The sequence below is a fragment of the Streptomyces asiaticus genome (genome assembly GCF_018138715.1).
Taxonomy (GTDB): domain Bacteria; phylum Actinomycetota; class Actinomycetes; order Streptomycetales; family Streptomycetaceae; genus Streptomyces; species Streptomyces asiaticus.
Genome location: NZ_JAGSHX010000006.1, coordinates 8,174,825 through 8,196,464, shown reverse-complemented (window position 1 = coordinate 8,196,464; position 21,640 = coordinate 8,174,825). Strand labels below are relative to the sequence as shown.

General features: G+C 72.3%; 20 protein-coding genes and 2 pseudogenes. 10 read left to right on the top strand and 12 right to left on the bottom strand.

From position 1 onward, the window contains the following. Window positions 1–128 precede the first annotated feature (128 nt). Entirely contained in the window at window positions 129–2,447 is a 2,319-nt protein-coding gene (gene metE / locus KHP12_RS43010) for a 5-methyltetrahydropteroyltriglutamate--homocysteine S-methyltransferase (protein ID WP_211834500.1), read from the top strand. Here metE and KHP12_RS43005 read toward each other — a convergent pair. Beyond that, window positions 2,388–3,296, bottom strand: coding sequence for a helix-turn-helix transcriptional regulator (locus tag KHP12_RS43005; RefSeq protein ID WP_211834499.1), 909 nt, complete (start codon window positions 3,294–3,296; stop codon window positions 2,388–2,390). The genes metE and KHP12_RS43005 overlap by 60 nt on opposite strands. A 150-nt stretch (window positions 3,297–3,446) precedes the next feature. Here KHP12_RS43005 and KHP12_RS43000 point away from each other — a divergent pair, with 150 nt between their 5' ends. After that, window positions 3,447–4,379 (top strand): SDR family NAD(P)-dependent oxidoreductase, encoded by a 933-nt coding sequence (locus KHP12_RS43000; protein ID WP_208652848.1) that lies wholly within the window; start codon window positions 3,447–3,449, stop codon window positions 4,377–4,379. Window positions 4,380–4,438: 59 nt separating this feature from the next. On the opposite strand, the gene KHP12_RS42995 is transcribed toward KHP12_RS43000, so the two are convergent. Continuing rightward, complete coding sequence (locus tag KHP12_RS42995; RefSeq protein ID WP_086879919.1) at window positions 4,439–5,503, bottom strand: alkene reductase; 1,065 nt, start codon at window positions 5,501–5,503, stop codon at window positions 4,439–4,441. Window positions 5,504–5,652: 149 nt separating this feature from the next. On the opposite strand from KHP12_RS42995, the gene KHP12_RS42990 reads away from it, so the two are divergent. After that, complete coding sequence (locus KHP12_RS42990; protein ID WP_086879918.1) at window positions 5,653–6,165, top strand: MarR family winged helix-turn-helix transcriptional regulator; 513 nt, start codon at window positions 5,653–5,655, stop codon at window positions 6,163–6,165. Window positions 6,166–6,390: 225 nt separating this feature from the next. On the opposite strand, the gene KHP12_RS42985 is transcribed toward KHP12_RS42990, so the two are convergent. Then, entirely contained in the window at window positions 6,391–6,831 is a 441-nt protein-coding gene (locus KHP12_RS42985) for an Lrp/AsnC family transcriptional regulator (protein ID WP_086886353.1), read from the bottom strand. A 185-nt stretch (window positions 6,832–7,016) separates the two neighbouring features. On the opposite strand from KHP12_RS42985, the gene KHP12_RS42980 reads away from it, so the two are divergent. From KHP12_RS42980 to KHP12_RS42970, 3 genes are read left to right on the top strand one after another with little or no spacing between them, the layout of a single operon-like run. Continuing rightward, a complete protein-coding gene (locus KHP12_RS42980; RefSeq protein ID WP_086886352.1) occupies window positions 7,017–10,553 on the top strand; it encodes an indolepyruvate ferredoxin oxidoreductase family protein in 3,537 nt (1,178 codons plus the stop codon). A gap of 56 nt (window positions 10,554–10,609) precedes the next feature. After that, window positions 10,610–11,749 carry an acyl-CoA dehydrogenase family protein gene (locus KHP12_RS42975; RefSeq protein WP_086886351.1) on the top strand — a complete coding sequence of 380 codons (1,140 nt, stop codon included), beginning with the start codon at window positions 10,610–10,612 and terminating at the stop codon, window positions 11,747–11,749. Window positions 11,750–11,809: 60 nt separating this feature from the next. Continuing rightward, complete coding sequence (locus tag KHP12_RS42970; RefSeq protein ID WP_244203485.1) at window positions 11,810–12,385, top strand: hypothetical protein; 576 nt, start codon at window positions 11,810–11,812, stop codon at window positions 12,383–12,385. Window positions 12,386–12,398: 13 nt separating this feature from the next. On the opposite strand, the gene KHP12_RS42965 is transcribed toward KHP12_RS42970, so the two are convergent. The 5 genes and pseudogenes from KHP12_RS42965 to KHP12_RS42945 form a co-directional block, all read right to left on the bottom strand. Beyond that, the gene (locus KHP12_RS42965) at window positions 12,399–12,953 is read right to left on the bottom strand and encodes a MurR/RpiR family transcriptional regulator (protein WP_086886350.1); all 555 of its coding nucleotides are present in this window, start codon (window positions 12,951–12,953) and stop codon (window positions 12,399–12,401) included. 59 nt (window positions 12,954–13,012) lie between these two features. Continuing rightward, window positions 13,013–13,387, bottom strand: a pseudogene (locus KHP12_RS42960) (LLM class flavin-dependent oxidoreductase); the annotation flags it as partial. 164 nt (window positions 13,388–13,551) lie between these two features. After that, a complete protein-coding gene (locus KHP12_RS42955) occupies window positions 13,552–14,376 on the bottom strand; it encodes an aldo/keto reductase (protein WP_086886349.1) in 825 nt (274 codons plus the stop codon). 56 nt (window positions 14,377–14,432) lie between these two features. Continuing rightward, complete coding sequence (locus tag KHP12_RS42950; RefSeq protein ID WP_037946352.1) at window positions 14,433–14,858, bottom strand: GlcG/HbpS family heme-binding protein; 426 nt, start codon at window positions 14,856–14,858, stop codon at window positions 14,433–14,435. Between the two features lie 56 nt (window positions 14,859–14,914). Next, window positions 14,915–16,120, bottom strand: a complete 1,206-nt coding sequence (locus KHP12_RS42945; protein WP_086886348.1) for an MFS transporter — start codon at window positions 16,118–16,120, stop codon at window positions 14,915–14,917. Window positions 16,121–16,318: 198 nt separating this feature from the next. On the opposite strand from KHP12_RS42945, the gene KHP12_RS42940 reads away from it, so the two are divergent. After that, window positions 16,319–16,810, top strand: a complete 492-nt coding sequence (locus tag KHP12_RS42940) for a MarR family winged helix-turn-helix transcriptional regulator (RefSeq protein WP_037946356.1) — start codon at window positions 16,319–16,321, stop codon at window positions 16,808–16,810. A gap of 15 nt (window positions 16,811–16,825) precedes the next feature. On the opposite strand, the gene KHP12_RS42935 is transcribed toward KHP12_RS42940, so the two are convergent. Further along, window positions 16,826–17,764: a LysR substrate-binding domain-containing protein gene (locus KHP12_RS42935; RefSeq protein ID WP_086880828.1), complete on the bottom strand. Its 939-nt coding sequence runs from the start codon at window positions 17,762–17,764 to the stop codon at window positions 16,826–16,828. 142 nt (window positions 17,765–17,906) lie between these two features. Here KHP12_RS42935 and KHP12_RS42930 point away from each other — a divergent pair, with 142 nt between their 5' ends. Further along, window positions 17,907–18,917, top strand: coding sequence for an aldo/keto reductase (locus KHP12_RS42930; protein WP_086880829.1), 1,011 nt, complete (start codon window positions 17,907–17,909; stop codon window positions 18,915–18,917). Window positions 18,918–18,954: 37 nt separating this feature from the next. Next, window positions 18,955–19,383, top strand: coding sequence for an SRPBCC family protein (locus KHP12_RS42925; protein WP_086883905.1), 429 nt, complete (start codon window positions 18,955–18,957; stop codon window positions 19,381–19,383). Here the strand turns inward: KHP12_RS42925 and KHP12_RS53640 are convergent. The 3 genes and pseudogenes from KHP12_RS53640 to KHP12_RS42910 form a co-directional block, all read right to left on the bottom strand. Continuing rightward, on the bottom strand, window positions 19,372–19,824 hold the full coding sequence (locus tag KHP12_RS53640) for an Ig-like domain-containing protein (RefSeq protein ID WP_372455330.1): 453 nt from the start codon (window positions 19,822–19,824) through the stop codon (window positions 19,372–19,374). The genes KHP12_RS42925 and KHP12_RS53640 overlap by 12 nt on opposite strands. 427 nt (window positions 19,825–20,251) lie before the next feature. Further along, window positions 20,252–20,686 (bottom strand): annotated as a pseudogene (locus KHP12_RS53635) (Ig-like domain repeat protein); the annotation flags it as partial. After that, a complete protein-coding gene (locus KHP12_RS42910; RefSeq protein WP_086883897.1) occupies window positions 20,620–21,063 on the bottom strand; it encodes a substrate-binding domain-containing protein in 444 nt (147 codons plus the stop codon). The gene KHP12_RS42910 and the pseudogene KHP12_RS53635, both read right to left, overlap by 67 nt. Window positions 21,064–21,289: 226 nt before the next feature. On the opposite strand from KHP12_RS42910, the gene KHP12_RS42905 reads away from it, so the two are divergent. Further along, entirely contained in the window at window positions 21,290–21,538 is a 249-nt protein-coding gene (locus tag KHP12_RS42905) for a hypothetical protein (protein ID WP_211834497.1), read from the top strand. Window positions 21,539–21,640: the final 102 nt, after the last annotated feature.

Sequence of the window (21,640 nt, the reverse complement as noted above, 5' to 3'; positions counted from 1 at the left end):
TCGGCGAACATGCACCAGGCGGACGACCGCGCGCCTGCCGCGCGACGTCGTGGCGTCCGGTCCGTCACCCTTCGCGCCCTCCTCCCGTCGCCGGGACCTCAGGGATTCATCTCGCGAAGGAGATCTCCGTGACCACCAAGTCCGCGGCCGTGGCAGCACGGGCCACCGTGTACGGCTACCCCCGCCAGGGCCCGAACCGGGAACTGAAGAAGGCGATCGAGGGCTACTGGAAGGGCCGCGTCACCGCCGACGCGCTGAGGGCCACCGCCGCCGACCTGCGCCGCGCCAACTGGCTCCAGCTGGCCGGGGCGGGCATCGACGAGGTCCCCACCGGCGACTTCTCGTACTACGACCATGTGCTGGACACCACCGTCATGGTCGGCGCCATCCCCGACCGCCACCGGGACGCGGTCGCCGCCGACCCGCTCGACGGGTACTTCGCGATGGCGCGGGGCACACAGGACGTGGCGCCGCTGGAGATGACCAAGTGGTTCGACACCAACTACCACTACCTGGTCCCCGAGCTGGGCCCGGACACGGTGTTCACGGCCGACTCCGCCAAGCAGGTCGCCGAGCTCAAGGAGGCCCTCGCCCTCGGGCCGGCCGCGCGGCCGGTCCTCGTCGGCCCCGTCACCTACCTCCTGCTCGCCAAGCCCGCGCCCGACGCGCCCGCGGACTTCGAGCCGCTCACCCTCCTGGACCGGCTGCTTCCGGTGTACGCCGAGGTCCTGGCCGATCTGCGGGCGGCCGGTGCCGAGTGGGTGCAGCTCGACGAGCCCGCCCTGGTCCAGGACCGCACCGCGGCCGAGCGGCACGCGGCCGGCCGCGCCTATCGCGACCTCGGCGCCCTCACCGACCGCCCGAAGCTGCTGGTCGCCTCGTACTTCGACCGCCTCGGCGAGGCGCTGCCGGTGCTGGCCAACGCCCCGGTCGAGGGGCTGGCGCTGGACTTCACGGAGGCCGCCGCGGCGAATCTGGACGCGCTGGCCGCCGTCGGCGGACTGCCCCGCAAGCGGCTGATCGCCGGTGTCGTCAACGGCCGCAACATCTGGGTCAACGACCTGGAGAAGTCCCTGGCCACGCTCGGCACTCTGCTGGGCCTGGCGGACCGGGTCGATGTGGCGGCCTCCTGCTCGCTGCTGCACGTCCCCCTCGACACGACACCCGAGCGGGACATCGAACCGCAGATCCTGCGCTGGCTGGCCTTCGCCCGGCAGAAGACCGCGGAGATCGTCACCCTCGCCAGGGGCCTGGCCCGCGGCACCGGCGCGATCACCGCCGAGCTGGCCGCGAACCGGGCCGATCTCGCCTCCCGCGCGGGCTCCCCCATCACCCGCGACCCGGCCGTCCGCGCCCGCGCCGCCGCGGTCACCGAGGCCGACGCCCGCCGCTCCCAGCCGTACGCCGAGCGCACCGCGGCCCAGCGCGCCCACCTCCGGCTGCCGCTGCTGCCGACCACCACCATCGGCTCCTTCCCGCAGACCGGCGAACTGCGCACCGCCCGCGCCGACCTGCGCGGGGGCCGGATCGACACGGCCGGGTACGAGGAGCGCATCAGGGCCGAGATCCAGGAGGTGATCTCCTTCCAGGAGAAGACCGGCCTGGATGTGCTGGTGCACGGCGAGGCCGAGCGCAACGACATGGTCCAGTACTTCGCCGAACAGCTCACCGGCTACCTCGCCACCCAGCACGGCTGGGTCCAGTCCTACGGCACGCGTTACGTCCGCCCGCCGATCCTGGCCGGTGACATCGCGCGCCCCGAGCCGATGACGGTGCGCTGGACGGCGTACGCGCAGTCGCTCACCGACCGCCCGGTCAAGGGCATGCTCACCGGACCGGTCACCATGCTCGCCTGGTCCTTCGTCCGCGACGACCAGCCCCGCGGCGACACCGCCCGCCAGGTGGCGCTCGCCCTGCGCGACGAGGTGAACGACCTGGAGGCGGCCGGGACCTCGGTCATCCAGGTGGACGAGCCCGCGCTGCGCGAGACCCTGCCGCTGCGCACGGCGGACCGGCCCGCCTATCTGGCCTGGGCGACCGAGGCCTTCCGGCTCACCACCGGCGGCGTACGCCCCGGCACCCAGATCCACACCCATATGTGCTACGCCGAGTTCGGCGACATCGTCCAGGCGATCGACGACCTCGACGCCGATGTCATCAGCCTGGAGGCCGCCCGCTCCCATATGCAGGTGGCCCGCGAGCTCGCCGCCCACGGCTATCCGCGCGAGGCCGGGCCCGGGGTGTACGACATCCACTCCCCGCGGGTGCCCGGCGCGGAGGAGGCGGCCGAACTGCTGCGGACGGGGCTGAAGGCCATCCCGGCCGAGCGGCTGTGGGTCAACCCCGACTGCGGGCTGAAGACCCGCGGCTGGCCGGAGACCCGCGCCTCACTGGAGAACCTGGTCACCGCGGCCCGTACGGTCCGAGGTGAGCTGCCCGCGTCCTGACCCGTGGGGACCGGTGACGCGGAGCAGGTCCAGCTTGCCCGCGTCGCTGGTTCCGGTCGCCGCCGTGTAGGTGACCATGCGCAGATCCGCGCCGGGGACGATGAGCACATCGCAGTCGAGCAGGATGTCGCCGATCTCCGGATGCCGGATCGTCTTGCGGTCCGAGGTGTGCTGGGCGGCGGTCGCCCGGGTGGCCCAGTGGTGGGCGAAGACCTCGGACTCCGCCCGGAGTTCCCGCACCAGACGGGCGAGCCGGGCGTCGGCGGGGTAGCGGGAGACGGCGTCCTTGAGGTCGGCCACGATCGAGGTTTCGAAGGTGTCGGTTCCGCGCTCGGGGCGGACGCGGAGCACCGGGTCGCGGGCGGCACCGGTGCCGAACAGGGCGCGGGCGAGGTTGCGTTCGGCGGCCGGGAGCACGGTGGGGTCGCCGTGCAGGGCGCTCCACATCGCGTTCCACCACACCAGGGTCCAGTCGGCGGTGAACACCCCGATCGGGACGTCGCCCAGGCGCGCCGCGAGCCGCTGGATGCCCGGGGGCACGTGGGAGCTGACCGTCCCGTCCCGCGGCGGCAGCAGCCCGGCGCTCCGGTACAGCTGGTCGCGTTCGGCGCGGGACAGCTGGAGGGCGCGGGCGAGGGCGCCGACGACCTGGTCCGAGGGGTGCTTCGCGCGTCCCTGCTCCAGGCGCAGGATGTAGTCGACGGAGAGCCCGGCCAGCTCGGCGAGCTCCTCGCGGCGCAGCCCCGGGGCGCGGCGGCTCGCCTTCGGGGTGAAGCCGGCGTCGGCCGGGGCGAGGCGGTCGCGCCAGGCGCGCAGCAGCGCGGCGAAGTCGGAGCGGGAGGAAGCCATGGGTGCATTCTCGCCGCGCGGCGCCGGATGAGCCTGGGTACTGCCGGTCCTAGTGACGGGGACGGCACTGGCCGGCGTGGGCACGGGCGGCGAACGTGGAACCGCCGCGCCCGGCCGGGCGCCATCGGCCGACCAGCGAAGGAGCCTTCCATGCCTGCTGCGCAGCACACCATCGTGATGACGGGCGCGAGCCGCGGGATCGGGCGCGTCGCCGCGGAGCACATCGTGCGGCGGTCGCCCGACGCACACCTCCTCGTCGTGGCCCGCGCGTCCTCCGGCGCCCGGCTCGCCGAGGAGCTCGCCACGGGCGGGCAGACGGTCTCGTACGTCCCTGCGGACCTCGGCTCGCTCCAGAGCGTCCGCTCCGCCGCCGCCGAGATCCGCGACCGGCTGGAGCGCGGTGATCTGCCACCGCTGCGTAGCTTCGTGGGCAACGCGGGGATGCAGTACACCAACGCGCTGACCGAGTCCCCCGACGGATACGAGGCCACCTTCGCCGTCAACGTACTGGCCAACCACCTCTTCGTCCGGGTGCTCCAGGACCACTTCGCCCCGCCCGCCCGGATCGTGATCACCGTCAGCGACACCCACTTCGGGGACTTCAGGCACAACATGGGCATGGTGCCCGGCCCCGTCTGGCACTCCCCCGATGTCCTGGCCCGTCCGGGCGCCTTCGCCAAGCCGGCCGGCACGGCGGGCGGGCGCACCGCGTACTCGACGAGCAAGCTGGCCGCCATCCACCTCGTGCACGAGTACGCGCGGAGGCTTCCGGCCGGGATCGACGCCATCGCGTACAACCCCGGTTTCGTCCCCGGCACCGGCCTCGCCCGCAACGCCGGTCCGCTCTCCCGCTTCGCCATGCGGCGCGTGCTGCCGGTGATGGCCCTCACGCCGTTCGCCACCGGCCGCGGCGCGGCGGGCCGCTACCTCGCCGATGTCGTGCTGGGCACGACCGCGGCGCCGACCGGCTCCTACGTCGACCGCGCCCGGGTGGCGCGGTCGTCGGAGGAGTCCTACGACCCGCGGCGCGAGCGCGAACTGTGGGACGCCGTCGAGCGGTTCACCGTGGCACACGCAGCCTGAGCGGCTTCGCGCACCACCACATCGAGCACGGCTACGACCGTGGCCAGGAGGGCCGGCCCTCAGGCATTCAGGCGCGGGTAGTCGATGTACCCCTTGTCGGTGCCGCCGTAGTAGGTCGTCTCGTCCGGTGTGTTGTACGGCCCGCCCGCGCGCAGCCGGGCCGGAAGGTCCGGGTTGGCGAGGAAGAGCGCCCCGAAGGACAGCATGTCGGCCGTACCGTCCTCGATGAGCGCCAGCTCCTCCGCGCTGGTGAACCCGTCCGTCGCGGGGTTGAGGACGAGGGTTCCGGAGAACTCCTTGCGGAGGATGCCGGTCAGATCGCGGGAGTCCTCGACGATGTGCAGATACGCGGGGCCGGTCTCGTTCAGGCGACGGATCAGCGGGACGTATGTGGCCTCGAGGTCGGGCTCCTCGATGCCGTTGTAACGGATCCCGGGCGAGATCCGTATCCCGGTGCGCCGCGTTCCGATGGCCGCCGACACGGCCGCGACCACCTCGGCCGCGAACCGGACCCGGCCCTCGGTCGAACCACCCCACTCATCGGTGCGCAGATTGGAGCTGGGGGCCAGGAACTGGTGGATCAAGTAGCCGTAGGCGGCGTGCAGTTCGACCCCGTCGAACCCCGCCTCGACGGCGTTGCGTGCCGCCTGGGCGAAGTCCGCGATCGTCTCCCGCACCTCCTGGGAGGTCAGCTCGCGTGGGGTGGTGAAGTCCTTCATCCCGTCGACGGTGAACAGCCGGCCGGGTGCGGCGACGGCCGAGGGAGCGACCTGGACCAGCCCGTCCGGCAGCAGGCCGGGGTCGCCGACCCTGCCGACGTGCGAGATCTGGGCGAAGACCGTCCCGCCCTCGGCGTGCACCGCGTCGGTGACGCGGCGCCAGGCGGCGATCTGCTCGGCGCTGTGCAGCCCCGGGGTGTGGGGGAAGCCCTGGCCGACCACGGACGGCTGCGAACCCTCCGTGATGATCAGCCCGGCCGTGGCCCGCTGTGCGTAGTACGTGGCCATGGAGCCGGTGGCCGTATTGCCGGGCCCGAAGGCACGGGCACGGCCCATGGCGGGCATGACCAGGCGATTGCGGAGCCGCAGCCCGGCGAGGTCGATCGGATCGAAGGGTGTGGACACAACGGCTCCCGGGGTCGGTGGGGCATGCGGTCGATGGGGCACAACAGTCGGCAACGAGATCATTGGGCGACCAACGACCTCGCGGCGAAGCCACCATAACCCATTCATTGGGTGGCCAATGATTGGTCGGCCACGATAGCCTTGCCACCATGACCAGAGAGCTCCCGGACATCGACGCGACGGAGGCCGAGCCCACCGGCGCCACGGAGGCCGGATACGGCGGCCACGTCAGTCAGACCCTGGCGCGGGTGTCCCGCCTGCACCGCCTCGCCGGGGGCAGGCTGCTGCGCCCGACCGGCCTCTGCTCCGGCCAGGAATTCCTGATGATGACCCTGTGGGACGCGGGGTCGGTCCGGCAGTCGGAGCTGGCGAGGGCGCTCGACCTGGACCCGTCGACGGTGACCCTGATGCTGCGGCGGCTGGAGCAGGGCGGGCATGTCACCCGGGCCCGCGATCCGCAGGACCGCCGCGTCATGCTGGTCCGGGCCTCGGAGCGGAGCTACTCCCTGCGGCCCAAGGTCGCGGAGACCTGGGCGCGGCTGGAGGAGCACATCCTGGACGGGCTCGACGACGGGGAGCGCGAGGCCTTCGCCAGGATCCTCATGAAGGTCGAGAAGAACCTCGCCGCGGAAGAGGGCGAAGCGGGCCCCGAGCGCGCTTAGGGGGTTGTCCGACGGATCTTTCCCCTCCCCGCCCCTTCCCGCAGCACCGATATGCGGCTCCGCCGCGTGGTAGGGGCTCCGCCCCTGGACCCCGGGGTCCGGGGGCTGGGGCGGAGCCCTAGTTGTGGGAAGGGGCGGGGAGGGGGAGGCATCGATATGCGGCTCCGCCGCGTGGCCCGCCGCAGGCGCCAAGATCCGCCGGACACCCGTAGGCACGCCCCCAGGTCAGGCGTGCCGTGTCCACGAGCCCAGCACCATCAGCGTCTTGGTTCCGGTGACCAGGCCGACGCGGCGCAGACCGTCGATGACCTGTTGCAGATGCTCGATGTCCCGCACCCGGACGTGCACGAGCGCGTCGGGGTCACCGGCGATGGTGAAGACGGCCTGCACCTCGGGAACCGTGTAGCAGGTGCGGACGATCTCCCCGACCGGTGTCGTACCGGTGTAGGACAGCTCCACGAACGCCTCGATGCCCCAGCCGAGCTTGGTGTGGTCGATCTGCACCGTGAAGCCCTTGATCACCCCGGCGTCCTTGAGCCGGTCCACCCGGCGCTTGACCGCGGCCACCGACAATCCCACCTCGGGTGCCATCTCGGAGAAGGTGCGCCGCCCGTCCTCGCGCAGCATGCGCAGCAACTGCCGGTCCACATCGTCGAACTCGGGCATCGGCCCTCCACTCCGCGCCGCACACGCCCGCCCGACCCGCACAGCGCGCGCAAACTCTTTTAGTCAGACTCGCGAATTTCCCCGGCAGTTTGCGTCTTCACCCGGATCGGCCGCAAGTTACTTGTGCTCCTCCGGTGGGTGTTGCTGTCCTTGAGCCGCACCCCAGACACGCCGAGGAGGCTCACGTGAGCACCGACCCCGCCGCGGTTTCTCTCGATGACCCCTACACGGCCCGCGGCGGCCGTGTGCTGATCTCCGGCATCCAGGCCCTGGTCCGGCTCACCCTCGAACAGCGCCGCCTGGACGAGGCGCGTGGCCTGGACACCCGCGCGTTCGTCTCCGGCTATCCGGGCTCACCGCTCGGCGGGGTCGATCTGGAGCTGGCCCGGGCACGCCGCTTTCTCGACCCCGCCGGTGTGGTGTTCCGGCCCGGGCTCAACGAGGAGCTGGCCGCCACCGCCGTGGCCGGGACGCAGCTGCTGGGGCAGGTGCCCGGACGCCGCCACGAGGCGGTGACCGGGTTCTGGTACGGCAAGAATCCCGGTCTCGACCGCGCGGCCGACGCGATGCGGCATGGGACGGTGGCCGGTACGGCGGCGCTGGGCGGCGCGGTGGCCTGGATCGGCGACGACCCCGGGAGCAAGTCCTCGACCGTGCCCAGCTCCTGCGAGCCGATGTGCCAGAGCCTGGCCATGCCCCTGCTCGCGCCCGGCTCCGTGCCCGAGATCCTCGAACTCGGACTGCACGCCGTGGCACTGTCCCGCGCCACCGGCCTCTGGGCCGGGCTGAAGATCGTCGCGGATATCGCGGACGCCTCGGCGATCGTCGACCTGGACGCGCTCCGGCCCGACATCCCCGCCCCGCCCGCCGCCCCGCGCGGGGCGCCGCCCACTCTGGTCGGCCCCGCGTCCGTGGACGCCGAGCACGACATGCTCACCCGCCGACTGGACCTGGCGCGCGCCTACGCCCGCGAGGCCGGGCTGAACCGCGTCACCTTCAGCGCCGCACACGCCACCTTGGGCGTGGTGGCCTCCGGCACCTCGTACGCCGTGGTGCGGCGCGCCCTGGCCGACCTCGGCATCGGCGAGGCGGACATGGAGGCGCTCGGTATCCGGCTGATCCGGCTGGCGATGCCGTTCCCCCTCTGCGACGAGGACCTGGTGGCCATGACCGGCGATCTGGACCAGGTCCTGGTCGTCGAGGACAAGGTGCCCTTCCTCGAAGGGCACCTCAAGGCCGCCCTGTACGGCAGCGCCGACGCGCCCGTGGTGGTCGGCCGCCGCGGCGAGAACGGCCGGCCGCTGCTCACTGCCCGCGGCACCCTCGGCGCCGAGGACGTGGCCAAGGCCCTGGCCCAGCGCATCGGCCAGGACCGGCTGCCGCGGACCGCGACCGCCCGGCTGGCCTCGCTGGCACCGCCGCCCGCGCCCCGGATCGCACTGCCCACCATCTCGGCGCGCACGCCCTACTTCTGCTCCGGCTGCCCGCACAACACCTCCACACGCACCGCCGATGACACCCTCGTCGGCGCGGGCATCGGCTGCCACGCCATGATCGCCCTCGATGGCGCGGGCCGCGGCCACCAGATCGGGCTGACCCAGATGGGCGGCGAAGGCGCGCAGTGGATCGGCCTGGCCCCGTTCACCGACGACCGGCACTTCGTGCAGAACCTCGGTGACGGCACCTTCCACCACTCCGGCTCGCTCGCCATCCGCGCGGCGGTCGCCGCGGGCGTGACCATGACGTACAAGCTCCTCTACAACGACGCCGTCGCGATGACGGGCGGTCAGCGGCCGGAGGGGCGGCTGGACGTCCCGGCGCTGACCCGCTGGCTCGCCCTGGAGGGCGTGCGGAGGGTCGTGGTGACCACCGCGGCACCGGCCGACTACCGCGGCGTACGCCTCGACCCGATCGCCACGGTGCGCCACCGCGACGATCTGCCCGAGGCCGAGAAGGAGCTGGCCGCCACCGACGGCGTGACCGTGCTCATCCATGACGACCGCTGCGCCGCGGAGGAGCGCCGGCTGCGCAAGCGCGGTCAGCTGCCCACCCCCGCCGAGAAGGTGGTCATCAACGAGCGGGTCTGCGAGGGCTGCGGCGACTGCGGGGACGTGTCCACGTGTCTGTCGGTGCAGCCCGTGGACACCACGTTCGGCCGCAAGACCCGGATCCACCAGGCGTCCTGCAACTCCGACTTCAGCTGTCTGAAGGGCGACTGTCCCTCCTTCCTCCTCGTCGAGCCGAAGGCGAACGCGACAAAGGCGAAGGCGGAGGCGGCCAAGGAGGCGAAGGACAAGCGGCCCCGTGCCATCCCCCAGCCGCCCGTGGCCCTGACCGCGCCCACCCCGGCGGTGGACGGGGAGAGCACACTGCTGCGGATGCCCGGCATCGGCGGCACCGGTGTCGTGACCGTCTCCCAGATGCTCCAGCGGGCCGCCCATCTCGACGGCCGCTACGCGGCGGGACTGGAGCAGACGGGGCTGGCCCAGAAGGGCGGGCCCGTCGTCAGTGACGTACGGATCTCGGCCACTCCGGTCACCGGTGCCGTGCGCGCCTCCCGCGCGACCGCCGACGTGCTCATCGGCTTCGATCTGCTCGGGGCGGCCGCCGACGCCAATCTCCGCATCGCCCGCCCCGGCCACACCATCGCCGTCGTCAACTCCGCCATCGTCCCCACCGCGGCCATGGTGACCAACCGGGTCGTCGTGCCCGGCTCCCCGGACGACGCCCTGGAGCGGATCGAGTCGGCCACCCGCCCCGGGGACAACCTCTACCTCGATGCGCAGAGCATGGCCGAGGCCCTGTTCGGCGATCACATGCCGACCAATATGCTCCTCGTCGGAGCCGCCTTCCAGCGCGGCTGCCTCCCGCTGACGGAAGACGCCATCGAGGGCGCGATCCGTCTGGGCACGGCCGTGGAGAAGAACCTCGCGGCCTTCCGCTGGGGGCGCGCCGCCGCCCTCGACCCCGAGGCCGTACGGCGCACCCTGGCCGCGCCGGAACGGCCGGTCCTGGAGGTCACACCCGAGGCGCGCACCGTCGCGGCCACCGCCGCCGGTCCCGGGACGCTCCAGGACACCGTCGCCCTGCGCGCCGCCGACCTGATCGCCTATCAGGACCGGGCCTACGCCGAGCGGTACGCCACCGAGGTGGAGCAGGTGGCCGCGACGGCCCGGCGGCGGGCCGGTGACGAGGCGGGCGAGCGCATCGCCGTCGCCTACGCCGAGGGGCTGCACAAGCTCATGGCCTACAAGGACGAGTACGAGGTGGCCCGGCTCCATCTGGACACCGTGGAACGGGCCAGGATCGCGGACGAGTTCGGTGCCGATGCCGACGTGTCCGTTCTGCTGCACCCTCCGGCGCTGCGCGCGCTGGGCATGAAGCGCAAGATCCGGCTCCGCCGCACGGCCCCCGCCCTCTTCTCGCTCCTCCGCGCCCTGCGGCGGCTGCGCGGCACCCGGCTGGACCTCTTCGGATACGCCGAGGTCCGCCGCCAGGAGCGGGCGCTGATCGAGGAGTACCCGCGCCTGGTCCGCGACGCCCTGGCCCGTCTGACGCCCGGCAACGCCACGGCCGTGGAGGATCTGGTGCGGCTCGTCGAGGCCGTCCGCGGCTACGAGGACATCAAGCTGGCCCGGGTCGAGGAGTTCCGCGCCACGGCCCGCGCGGCCCTGGACGATCTGACCGCCTCCGCCGACGCCCCCGCGGCCGTCTCCGTCTGACCCCGGCCCCCCCTCAGCACCTCTCCTCGCCCGTCCGCACCTCAGGAGCGCCCCTGATGCCCGTCGACCGTCTGCTTCCCACCCGTGAGGCCGAGGACCTGCTCGACCTCGTCCGCGAGATCGCCGACAAGGAGCTCGCCCCCCGCGTCGACGGGCACGAACGCGGCGAGACCTACCCCGAGGGCCTGTTCCGCCTGCTGGGCGACGCCGGGCTGCTGGGCCTGCCCTACCCGGAGGAGTTCGGCGGGGGCGGCCAGCCCTACGAGGTCTACCTCCAGGTCCTGGAGGAGCTGGCGGCGCGCTGGGCCGCCGTCGCCATCGCCACCAGCGTCCACACCCTCGCCGCCTTCCCCCTGCTCACGTTCGGCACCACCGGGCAGCGCGAACGCTGGGCGGAGGACATCCTCGGCGGCCGGCTCATCGGCGGGTACAGCCTGTCCGAGCCCCAGGCCGGGTCCGACGCGGCAGCCCTGACCTGCCGCGCCGAGAAGGCCCCCGACGCCTACCGGATCAACGGCACCAAGGCGTGGATCACCCACGGCGGCAAGGCGGACTTCTACGCCCTGTTCGCCCGCACCGCCCCCGGCAGCGATGGCATCTCCTGCTTCTTCGCGCCCGGCCACACCGACGGCCTCACCTTCGGCCGCCCCGAGGAGAAGATGGGCCTGCACGCCATCCCCACCACCTCCGCCTTCTGGGACGACGCCCTCCTCGCCACCGACCGGCTCATCGGCGGCGAGGGCCAGGGGCTCCACATCGCCTTCCAGGCCCTGGACTCCGGCCGGCTGGGCGTCGCCGCCTGCGCCACCGGGCTCGCCCAGGCGGCCCTGGACGCCGCGGTCGGCTACGCCCACGAACGCACCGCCTTCGGCCGCAGGATCATCGACCATCAGGGGCTCGGCTTCCTGCTGGCCGACATGGCCGCCGCGGTCGACTCCGCGCGCGCCACCTATCTGGACGCGGCCCGCCGCCGCGACCAGGGGCGCCCGTACACCCGGCAGGCCAGCGTCGCCAAGCTGACGGCGACCGACGCCGCCATGAAGGTGACCACGGACGCCGTCCAGGTCTTCGGCGGCTACGGCTACACCCGCGACTTCCCCGTGGAGCGCTATATGCGCGAAGCGAAGATCATGCAGATCTTCGAGGGCACCAACCAGATCCAGCGGCTCATCATCAGCCGCCAACTCGCCCCCTGACCGGCCCCGCGACGGAATGTCGCACCCGGGCACGCCGGGACACCGGTCATGATGACCACCATGAGATCGGTACGTGGAACGCGCGGGGCGCGAGCGCATCAGCCGGGACTGGGCCGTACGGCGGCCGTGATGGTGGTGCTGACCGCCCTGACCGTGGCCGGTTGCGGCGGTTCTGACACGACCGACGGGGCACCCTCGCACGGTGGGAACCCGTCGGAGTCCCGTTCCGCACGGCCCTCGGGCAGCCCTTCCGGCGATCCCGGCGCCTCGGCGAAACCGTCGGAGTCGGCGGCGGACGGGCGTGACATCGGCGCCTGCGCGGACGGCAACTGCGAGGTCGCGGTGTCCGAGCGGGTGACGGTCCGTTTCGAGGGCCCGGCCGGTCCGGCGACGCTGACCGTGGACGAGATCGGCCCGAACAAGGTCACGTACACGGTGGAGTCGGGCGGCAACCGCTCCCGGGGCGGGGCGAGCGGCCCCGGCCAGGGATGCCTCACCGTGCTGCGCGAACACGGCAGCAGCAACGTGTGCGGAAGGGTGAGCACCATGCGGCCGGCCGCCCAGCCCGGCGCCGTGGTGATCCTGATGGCCGCCGGGGAGGACGGTACGGCGGTCCTGCACATCATGTCCAGGTGACCGGCCCCGGTGGTCAGCTCTCCACCGGCGGGCTTCCGGGGGAACGGGAGTGGCGGATGCCCGCCTCGTAGGTCTCCTTGAGGTGCTGGAGGGTGTCGTCGAAGTGGCGTGCCGCGTAGCTGGCGTAGAGGATGTCGATCAGCAGCAGCCGGCCCCACTTCGAGGTGACGGACTCCCCGTACAGCCCCTCCCCCGCGACGTTGGAGGTGAACAGCGGCACATCGCTGAGCTCCGCCAGCGGGCTGTCCTGGACGGAGGTGATGCCGATGGAGGTGGCCCCGGTCTGCCGGGCGAGCCGCATGGCGTCCACGATGGCGGTGGACTTGCCGGAGTCGCTGATGCCGATGAGCACATCCCGTGGCGTCAGGATGGTGGCCAGCATGACCTGCACGCTCTGGTCGCGGTAGAGCAGACACTTCTTACCCGCTCGGGTGAACCGCATGACCCCCTCCTCCGCGGCGATGCTGGAGGAGCCCATGCAGCAGAACACCACCGCGTCCGCCTCGTGCAGCAGATCGACGGCCCGGCTGATGGCGTCGCCGCTGACCTGCTTGGCGGTCTGGGCCATTCGACGGGACGGTCACCACTGGCCAGGCCGAGGACGAAGCGCCCGCAGGACAGGGCGTCGACGGTCGCGGCCGCCTTGGCGACCAGAAGCGGCCGGCGCAGCGGCAGGACGACGGCCGCGGTGCCGAGGACCGCGCGTTCGGTGACCGCCGCGAGATGTCCCAGGTGGGTGAAGGTCTCGAACACCGACCCCGCGTCGCCGAAGTGCACCGGGTCGTACAGCGGGACGTCACGGACCCACAGGGCGGCGAATCCGGACCGGTCGGCGAGGCGGGCCAGATGGGCGTGTGCGTCGAGGGACGGCACGCCGAAGGGGCGGCCCGCCTTCCGGTCGGTGGCCAGCCGGGACTGCCCCCAGTCGTTGTCCAGGGGGAGTTCCAGGCCGAGGGTGAGGCGGCCACCGGGGTGGGTCAGGCGGTTCAGGGCAGTGGGCATGATGCGAGGACGGCTTCCGGGAGAGGGGAAACGGGGCGGGAACGGGCCGCGCCGCCCCGGCCGGCTGATGAGCACGGCCGCGGCGGCACGGTCGAGTGGGACGGTCGAGTGGGACGGTCGAGTGGGACGGTCGAGTGGGGTGGTCCAGTGGCGCGGTGGCCGGGTCAGTTGAGGGTGTCGGGGTCCGGCCCGGTGCGCTGACCGCGGTCGAGAGCGCTGATCGCCTCGATGTCCTCAGGGGTGAGGGTGAAGTCGAAGACGTCGATGTTCTCCCGGATGCGGGCGGGGGTCACGGACTTGGGGATCACGACGTTCCCCAGCTGGAGGTGCCAGCGCAGGACCACCTGGGCGGGCGTCTTGCCGTGCCGCCGCGCTATCGCGGTGAGCGCGGGGTCCTGGAGAAGGGCGCCCTGGGCCAGCGGGCTCCACGCCTCGGTGGCGATGTTGTGCTGGGCGTGGAAGGCCCGCAGCTCCCCCTGCTGGAGGTAGGGGTGCAGCTCCACCTGGTTGATGACGGGGACCACACCACTGTGGTCCAGCAGCCGCCCCAGGTGGGCGGGCTGGAAGTTGGACACGCCGATGGCGCGGGTGCGGCCGTCGGCCAGCAGCTTCTCCAGGGCGCGCCAGGTGTCCAGGTAGAGGTCACGGGCCGGGGTGGGCCAGTGGATCAGGTAGAGGTCCACATAGTCGGTGCCCAGCTTGGCCAGGCTGGCATCGAAGGCCGCGAGGGTGGAGTCGTACCCCTGGTCCGCGTTCCACAGCTTGGTGGTGAGGAACAGCTCCTCGCGGGGGACACCGGACTCGGCCAGGGCACGGCCGACACCGGCCTCGTTGCCGTAGATGGCCGCGGTGTCGATGGAGCGGTAGCCGGCCTCGATGGCGGAGCGCACCGCGCCGGTGGTCCGCTCGTCCTCCACCTGGAAGACGCCGAAGCCCAGCTGCGGGATCTCGAGGCCGGTGTGGAGGGTGACGTTGGGTACGGAGGTCATGGTGTCCTTCGTCGGGTCGTGGGTGGTGTGCTGTGCGGTTCTGCGGCCCGGGGGGCTCAGCCGAGCGTCGCGACCGCCGTGGTGGCGATCTCGTGGTCCTGCTCGGGAGCGCCACCGCCCACGCCGAGCGCGCCGATCAGCCGGCCGTCGCGGTGGACCGGGACGCCACCGGCGATGAACAGCAGCGGGCGGTCGAGGGCGGTGGGCAGGGTGTGGAAGGCACCTCCGGGCTGGACCGCGTCGACCAGGCCCGCGGTGGGGGCGTCCAGCTGGAGCGCGGTGAACGCCTTGCGGGTGCTGGTCTCCCCGGCGATCAGTACGGCCCGGTCGTCGCGTCGGAAGGCCAGCAGATGGCCACCGGCGTCGAGGACGCTGATGGCGGCCGCCACCCCGGCCGCCTCGGCGGCGGCGCGGGCGGCCTGGACGAGGGCCTCGGCGTCCTTGGTGGTCAGCGGGGCGACGGCGGTCTCGGGGGTGCTCATGGCGGGTCGGTCTCCTTGATGGTGGTGGTGCTGTTCGGTGTTCGGTACGGGGTGGCTCAGTGCCGGCCGGTGAACGCGCGGGCCGGTTCGGTGGTGGCGCCGTCGGGGCCGCGGCGGGCGTCGCGGCGCTCCAGGGCGGCCGAGAGGACGGCGAGGACCAGGGCGGATCCGGCGAGGATGGCGCCGACCCAGTTGGGCGCGGTGTAGCCGAGTCCGGCCGAGATCACCAGGCCGCCGAGCCAGGCCGAGAGCGCGTTGCCCAGGTTGAAGGCGCCGATGTTGACGGCGGAGGCGAGGGTGGGGGCACCCGCCGCGTGGTCCAGCACCCGCTTCTGGAGCGGGGGCACGGTGGCGAAGCCCAGGGCCCCGACGAGGGCGATGGAGACGGCGGCCGCGATTTTGTTGTGGGCGGTGAAGGTGAACGCGGCCAGGACCAGTGCGAGGGCGCCCAGCGACACGTACAGCATCGGCATCAGGGCCCGGTCGGCGAACCGGCCGCCGAGGAGATTGCCGCCGACCATGCCGAGCCCGAAGAGGACCAGCAGCCAGGTGACGGAGGAGTCCGCGAAGCCCGCGACCTCGGTCATCATCGGCGCGATGTAGGTGATGGCGGCGAAGACACCGCCGAAGCCGAGCACGGTCATCGCCATGGCCAGCAGCACCTGTGCATTGCGGAAGGCCGCCAGCTCATGGATCAGGTGCACACCCTCCGGCTTGGGGATGTCGGGAACGAGCTTGGCGATGCCCGCCAGGCCGATCACGCCGAGCGCCGCGACGAGGAAGAAGGTGGTCCGCCACCCCAGCGACTGGCCGATCGAGGTGCCGAGCGGCACGCCGACGACATTGGCGATGGTCAGGCCGGTGAACATCATCGAGATGGCTCCGGCCTTCTTCTCGGGCGCGACCAGATCGGCCGCGACGACCGATCCGATGCCGAAGAACGCGCCGTGCGCGAAGGAGGCGACGATCCGCCCCGCGGCCATCACGCCGAAGGCGGGGGCGACCGCGGAGAGCAGATTGCCCACCACGAACAGCCCCATCAGCAGCATCAGCATGCGCTTGCGGGAGATCTTCGTACCGAGCGCGGTCATCAGCGGCGCGCCGACCATGACGCCGAGCGCGTAGCCGGTCACCAGGAATCCGGCGGTGGGGATGGACACATCGAAGTCCCCGGCGACCTCGGGCAGCAGCCCCATGATCACGAACTCGGTGGTTCCGATCCCAAAGGCCCCGATGGCGAGGGCCAGCAGTGCGATGGGCATGAAAGTTCACTCCAAGAGATTGCTACCGCCCTTTACGAGCATCCACAATACTTGCAGACGCAGTAATTGCAAGCGCGCTATATTGCTCGTGCTGTGTATCACGTCATCGCCACCGCCACGGACCCCGACCGGGCCCCGCCCCGCCCCGCTTCAGCCCGCCCCACCCCGCATCAGGAGGCATTCATGACCACACCCCCCATGACCGCACCGGACCTCGTCGCCACTCCCCTCGCCCAGAGCTGGTGCGCCCTGTCACTGCTGCACAGCAGAATCGAGACGCATCTCGAGGGGGCTCTCCACACCCGCCATGAGCTCAGCGCCCGCGAGTACGCGGTGCTGGACGTCCTGAGCCGGCAGCACGACGGGGACAACGGCCATCTCCAGATGAAGCAGGTGGCCGACGCGGTCGCCCTCAGCCAGAGCGCCACCACCCGGCTGGTCGCCCGGCTCGAGGACCGCGAACTCCTCTCCCGCTACCTGTGCCCCACCGACCGGCGCGGGATCTACACCAATGTCACCGAGGCCGGGCTGCTCCTGCTCGGCCAGGCCCGGCCGACGTACGAGGGCGCCCTGCGCGAGGCGCTCGACCTGGCGGCGCGGGACCCGAGGCTCACCACCCTGGTCACGGCAGTGGCCTCGTTGGAGGCGTCGCCCCTCGACGCCTCGTCACTTTCGAATTCCGGGGTGTGAGCACCCCGGCTGATCTCACACCCCGGAGGCGAGGCCACCGGCCAGCGGCGCCGCACCCAGCTCCCGCTCGTCCGACAGCACGGTCTCGCGGAACGAGGCGACGACCGGCCGCAGATCGACGTGGTGCCAGACGGCCCACAGCTGGACGGACGCCTCGTGCCAGGGCAGGGCGCGCACGGCCACGGCCTCCGTGGCGCCGCGCACCATGCTCTTCTGCACCAGCGCCAGCCCGAGGCCGGAGGCGACCAGGCCGAGTGCCGTCAGGGGATCCGCGGCGTCGAGCCGGATGTCGGGGGTGAAGCCCGAGGACACGCACGAGGCGACGAACGTGTCCCGCCACGCCGGGTCGCCCGGCTCCTCGACCGCGATCCACGGTTGCCCGTCCAGATCCTTCGCCGAAACCGTCTCGCCCGCGGCCAGCGGGTGACCCGCCGGAAGGACCAGCAGCAACGGGTCCTCCAGCAGCGGCGCGGCCCGCAGCACGGGGTCGTCGCGGTCCGGCGGCTCCCGCACCAGGGCGATGTCCAGGCTGCGCTGGCGCAACCCCTCGAACTGCTCGGCCGCGGCCATGCTGTACAGCGCGACATGGATGCCGGGACTCTCCTCCTGGAGCCGGCGCAGCGCGCCCGGGAGCACACCGGTGTGCATGGCGTCGGCCACGTACCCGATGCACAGCCCGCCCTCCTCGCCCCTGCCCAGCCGACGGCCGAGGTTCTCCAGCCGGTCGGCGTGGCGCAGCAGCGCCCGGGCCTCGCTGAGGAAGACCGCGCCATCGCGGGTGAGGCGGATGCGCTGCTGGCTGCGCTCGAACAGGGTCAGGCCGAGGTTCTTCTCCAGCTGAGCGATCTGCCGGCTGAGCGGAGATTGGGAGATGTGGAGTTGCTCGGCGGCGCGGCCGACGTGTTCGGTCTCGGCCACGGCGATGAAGTAGCGCAGTTGTCGCAGGTCAAGCATCTAAGACCTCCGAGGACTCAAGTATATCCAAGAGAGTCTTGGACAGTCTGAAGTCCCGATCCTAACGTCGAAGGCGAACGAACGGCGGACCGGCCGAAGGCCATGAGTCCGTCCCTTCCCCCTCTCTCCGCGAGGACACTTCATGACCATCACGTCTCTGCTCCCGGGCCGCCTCGGACTGGGCACGGCCCCGCTGGGCAGCATGTTCCGCGACGTCTCCGACGAGGAGGCCGCCGCGACCGTCGACGCCGCCTGGGACCACGGCATCCGCTACTACGACACCGCCCCCTTCTACGGCGCGGGCCTGGCGGAGATACGCCTCGGCGACGCGCTCGCCGGGCGCCCCCGCGACAGCTACGTGCTCAGCACCAAGGTGGGTCGCGTCATCCTCGACGAGATCGAGGACCCCGCCGCCCGTGAACTCGGCGAGAAGGGCGGCCTGTTCGAACACGGCCGCCCCAACAAGCTCGTGCACGACTGGACGGCCGATGCCACCAAGCGGTCCATCGAGGACAGCCTGCGGCGGCTGCGCACCGACCGGCTCGACATCGTCTGGGTCCATGACGTGGCCCAGGACTTCCACGGCGACGAGTGGCTCGCCGTCTACGAGAGCGCCCGCACCGGCGCCTTCCGCGTCCTCCAGCAGCTGCGCGACGAGGGCGTGATCAAGGCGTGGGGGCTCGGCGTCAACCGCGTCGAACCCATCGAGCTCACCCTCGACCTGGACGAGCCGAAGCCGGACGCCTTCCTGCTGGCCGGGCGCTACACGCTGCTGGACCACGACCGTGCCCTTCAGCGCCTGCTCCCCACGGCGGCCGACCAGGACGTCAGCCTCGTCGTCGGCGGCCCCTACAGCTCCGGCATCCTCGCGGGCGGCACCCACTTCGAGTACCAGGACGCGCCCGCGCACATCATCGAGAAGGTGGCGCGCATCAAGGAGCTCGCCGAGCGGCACGGCGTCAGCATCAAGGCCGCCGCCCTTCAGTTCTCCCTGGCCCACCCGGCGGCCGCCGCCGCGATCCCGGGCGCGACCCGGCCCAGCCGTATCGCCGAGGACGTCGCGGCTCTCGACGAGAACGTCCCCGCGGCGTTCTGGACCGAGCTCCGCGAGGCCGGGCTGGTCTCCCCGCTCGCGCCCCTGCCCACCGCCTGACGAACCCCCTCCCCCCACCTAGGACAGGAGCATCTCCATGGCCACCACCACCGCCACCCTCGACGTGGCCGTACCCCCCGATCGGGTGTGGCAGCTCATCGGCGGCTTCGACGCGCTGCCCGACTGGCTGCCGTACATCTCCGAGAGCGTCGCCGCCGAGGGCGGCCGCGTCCGCCGGCTGCGCAACGAGGAGGGCGGCGTGATCGTCGAGCGGCTCGTGGCCTTCGACGACGCGGCGCGCTCGTACAGCTACGCCATCCTGGAGGCGCCGTTCCCGGTGACCGACTACCTCTCCACGCTGCGCGTGCGCGAGGTCCCCGGCCGGTCCGACGCGTCGCGCGTCGAGTGGTCCGGGACGTTCACCCCCACCGGCGTCAGCGACGACGAAGCCGTCGCGCTCTTCCACGGCATCTACGCCGACGGGCTCGCCGCCCTGCGCAACACCCTGGCGGGCTCAGCCGCCTGACGGGCCGCCACAGCACCGCGCCGGGACATCGCCCCGCACGCCGCTGCATCGCAGCTGAACGCGAGCGGGGCGGCGGTCCGGCGCGGGCGAGCAGACGTGGCGCCCTACGGGAGCAACGGCAGCGGCTGGAACACCAGCACTGCCGAGCCCGTCGACGCACTGAAGCCCGGCGCACCCGCGAACGTGGCGGTGTACGTCGGGGCGGTGCGCACGGTGGAGGGGACGGTGACGTTGGTGAGGGTCGCCGTTCCGGTGGCATCCGTGACCGCGCTGCCCAGGATCGTACGTGGCGGTGACCGTGTGCGGCCCGGCGGTCAGCGCGCTGGTGCTGGCCGTCGCCTGCCCGGCGCCGTTCGGGGTGCCCACGAGGGTGGGGCCACCACTGATGGTGAAGGTCACGGTCCCCGTGGGCACTCCGCCGCCCGGGGCCACCGCGACCACGGTGGCGGTGAAGGTCACGTTCTGGCCGAAGGTGGACGGATTCGGCGAGGGGGTCAGCAAGGTGCTGCTGTTCGCCTTGGCCACCGTGATCGATCCGGTGACCGACGAGCCCTGTACGCCCGCGTCGCCCGCGTAGGTGACGGTCACCGTGTGGGTGCCCGGGGCGATGCCGGCTGTGGACACACACGTTCCCGTTGGCGTCCAGGTTCCCGAGCAGCGTCGGCCCACCGGAGACCGCGAAGGTCACCTGCCCGGTCGGCTGGTACGTGCTCGGCGAATCGGCCGCCACATGCGCGCAGAGCTGTACGGTCTGACCGCACACCGGTGAAGCCGGCGTCGAGGTGAAGAGGACGTTCGACGTTGCCTGCGCGACGGTGACCGTTCCGCTGGCCGACGAGGCGCCCGTGGTGGCGTTGCCGGGGTAGGTGACCGTGAAGGGGTGGGCACCGACGGACAGATTGACGGTCACGCATGCCTGACCGGCGTTGTTCAGGTTCGCGTTCAGCGTCGGACCATTGGTGAACGCGAACTGCACCGTCCCCGACGGCTGACATGTGCCCGGCCCCGTCGGGGAGACCTGAACGCACACCTGCGCCGCCTGACCGCAGACCGGCGAAGCCGGATTGATCGACGTAACCGTCGTCGTGGTCGCCGCCGGAACCACTGTGATCGGCACGAACGCCGAGCTCGACGGGTCGAAGGTGCCGTCACCCGGGTAGGCGGCCGCCGCCGTGTGGCTTCCCACCGTCAGGGTGCTGATGGGGACACTGGCCAGGCCGCCGTTGAGGGCGCCGGTCAGCGTGGGTCCGTCGGCGCTGATGATGAAGTCGACCGTCTCGCCGTCGGGGGGCGCGGGTGCCACGGTGGCGGTCCGTACCCGACCACCCAGACGTCCTCGGGGATCCGCACGCCCAGTGAGATCGCGCCGTCCACGGCGCCGAGGGCGGTGAGGTCGTTGGCGCAGAAGACGGCGGACGGGGGCTGCGGGCGGTCGAGCAGTTCGCGCATCGCCGCGCGCGCCGTGTCGTGGGAGAAGTCCCCCGCCAGCACCAGCTCGGGCGCCAGTGGGTGCCCGAGTTCGTCGAGCATCTCGCGGAAGCCGCGCTCCCGGTGGAGCGCGGTGCTGGCCGACTGCGGTCCCCGCAGGAATCCGATGCGCTCGTGTCCGGCCCGCACCAGGTACTGGGCGGCGAGCCGCCCTCCGGCGACGTTGTCGGCGGTGGCCTGGTCGCAGCCGATGTGGTGCGCTCTCGGACCGGGTGGGCCGCCGGCCGGTGTTCATCGGGGGCGCGCTCTTCATGGCGGCCTTCGCCGGACCGTTCTTCCTGATGGTGGACACCCGGTCGCCGGTGCTGATCTGTCTGGCCCTGGTCGTGATGATGGCCCTGGGACATGGCGCGGTGTTCGGCCCGCTGGCCGCGTTCTACGCCCCGAGCTGTTCCCCGCCCGGGTCCGCTACAGCGGAGTGTCGATCGGCTACCAGGCGAGCAGTGTGGTGCTCGGCGGCTTCACCCCGACGCTGGCCACGTCGGTGGTCCTGTGGAGCGGCGGGGCGTCCTGGAGCCTGATGGTCCTGGTGGCCGCGGGTGCCCTCATCGCCGCGGCGACGATGGCGGTCGCTCCCGAGACCTTCCGGCGAAGCCTGGACGCGGAGGCGGGCGCGGCCGCGCGGGACGGCGCGGTGAGCCCGGCAGCGGTGACGACTCCGCACTGATCCCCACACAGCGGATGAGCGGGTTTCCGGCGCGCCCGGAAACCCGCTCATCTCATTTCCCGTACGCCACGTCCTTGACGGCCTGAAACCCATTCGGATGGG

Bases quoted from the DNA above. Each gene is read 5' to 3' on its own strand.
- KHP12_RS43005 (WP_211834499.1), bottom strand. From the start codon at position 3,296: ATGGCTTCCTCCCGCTCCGACTTCGCCGCGCTGCTGCGCGCCTGGCGC.
- KHP12_RS43000 (WP_208652848.1), top strand. From the start codon at position 3,447: ATGCCTGCTGCGCAGCACACCATCGTGATGACGGGCGCGAGCCGCGGG.
- KHP12_RS42990 (WP_086879918.1), top strand. From the start codon at position 5,653: ATGACCAGAGAGCTCCCGGACATCGACGCGACGGAGGCCGAGCCCACC.
- KHP12_RS42985 (WP_086886353.1), bottom strand. From the start codon at position 6,831: ATGCCCGAGTTCGACGATGTGGACCGGCAGTTGCTGCGCATGCTGCGC.
- KHP12_RS42975 (WP_086886351.1), top strand. From the start codon at position 10,610: ATGCCCGTCGACCGTCTGCTTCCCACCCGTGAGGCCGAGGACCTGCTC.
- KHP12_RS42970 (WP_244203485.1), top strand. From the start codon at position 11,810: ATGAGATCGGTACGTGGAACGCGCGGGGCGCGAGCGCATCAGCCGGGA.
- KHP12_RS42965 (WP_086886350.1), bottom strand. From the start codon at position 12,953: ATGGCCCAGACCGCCAAGCAGGTCAGCGGCGACGCCATCAGCCGGGCC.
- KHP12_RS42955 (WP_086886349.1), bottom strand. From the start codon at position 14,376: ATGACCTCCGTACCCAACGTCACCCTCCACACCGGCCTCGAGATCCCG.
- KHP12_RS42950 (WP_037946352.1), bottom strand. From the start codon at position 14,858: ATGAGCACCCCCGAGACCGCCGTCGCCCCGCTGACCACCAAGGACGCC.
- KHP12_RS42945 (WP_086886348.1), bottom strand. From the start codon at position 16,120: ATGCCCATCGCACTGCTGGCCCTCGCCATCGGGGCCTTTGGGATCGGA.
- KHP12_RS42940 (WP_037946356.1), top strand. From the start codon at position 16,319: ATGACCGCACCGGACCTCGTCGCCACTCCCCTCGCCCAGAGCTGGTGC.
- KHP12_RS42935 (WP_086880828.1), bottom strand. From the start codon at position 17,764: ATGCTTGACCTGCGACAACTGCGCTACTTCATCGCCGTGGCCGAGACC.
- KHP12_RS42930 (WP_086880829.1), top strand. From the start codon at position 17,907: ATGACCATCACGTCTCTGCTCCCGGGCCGCCTCGGACTGGGCACGGCC.
- KHP12_RS42925 (WP_086883905.1), top strand. From the start codon at position 18,955: ATGGCCACCACCACCGCCACCCTCGACGTGGCCGTACCCCCCGATCGG.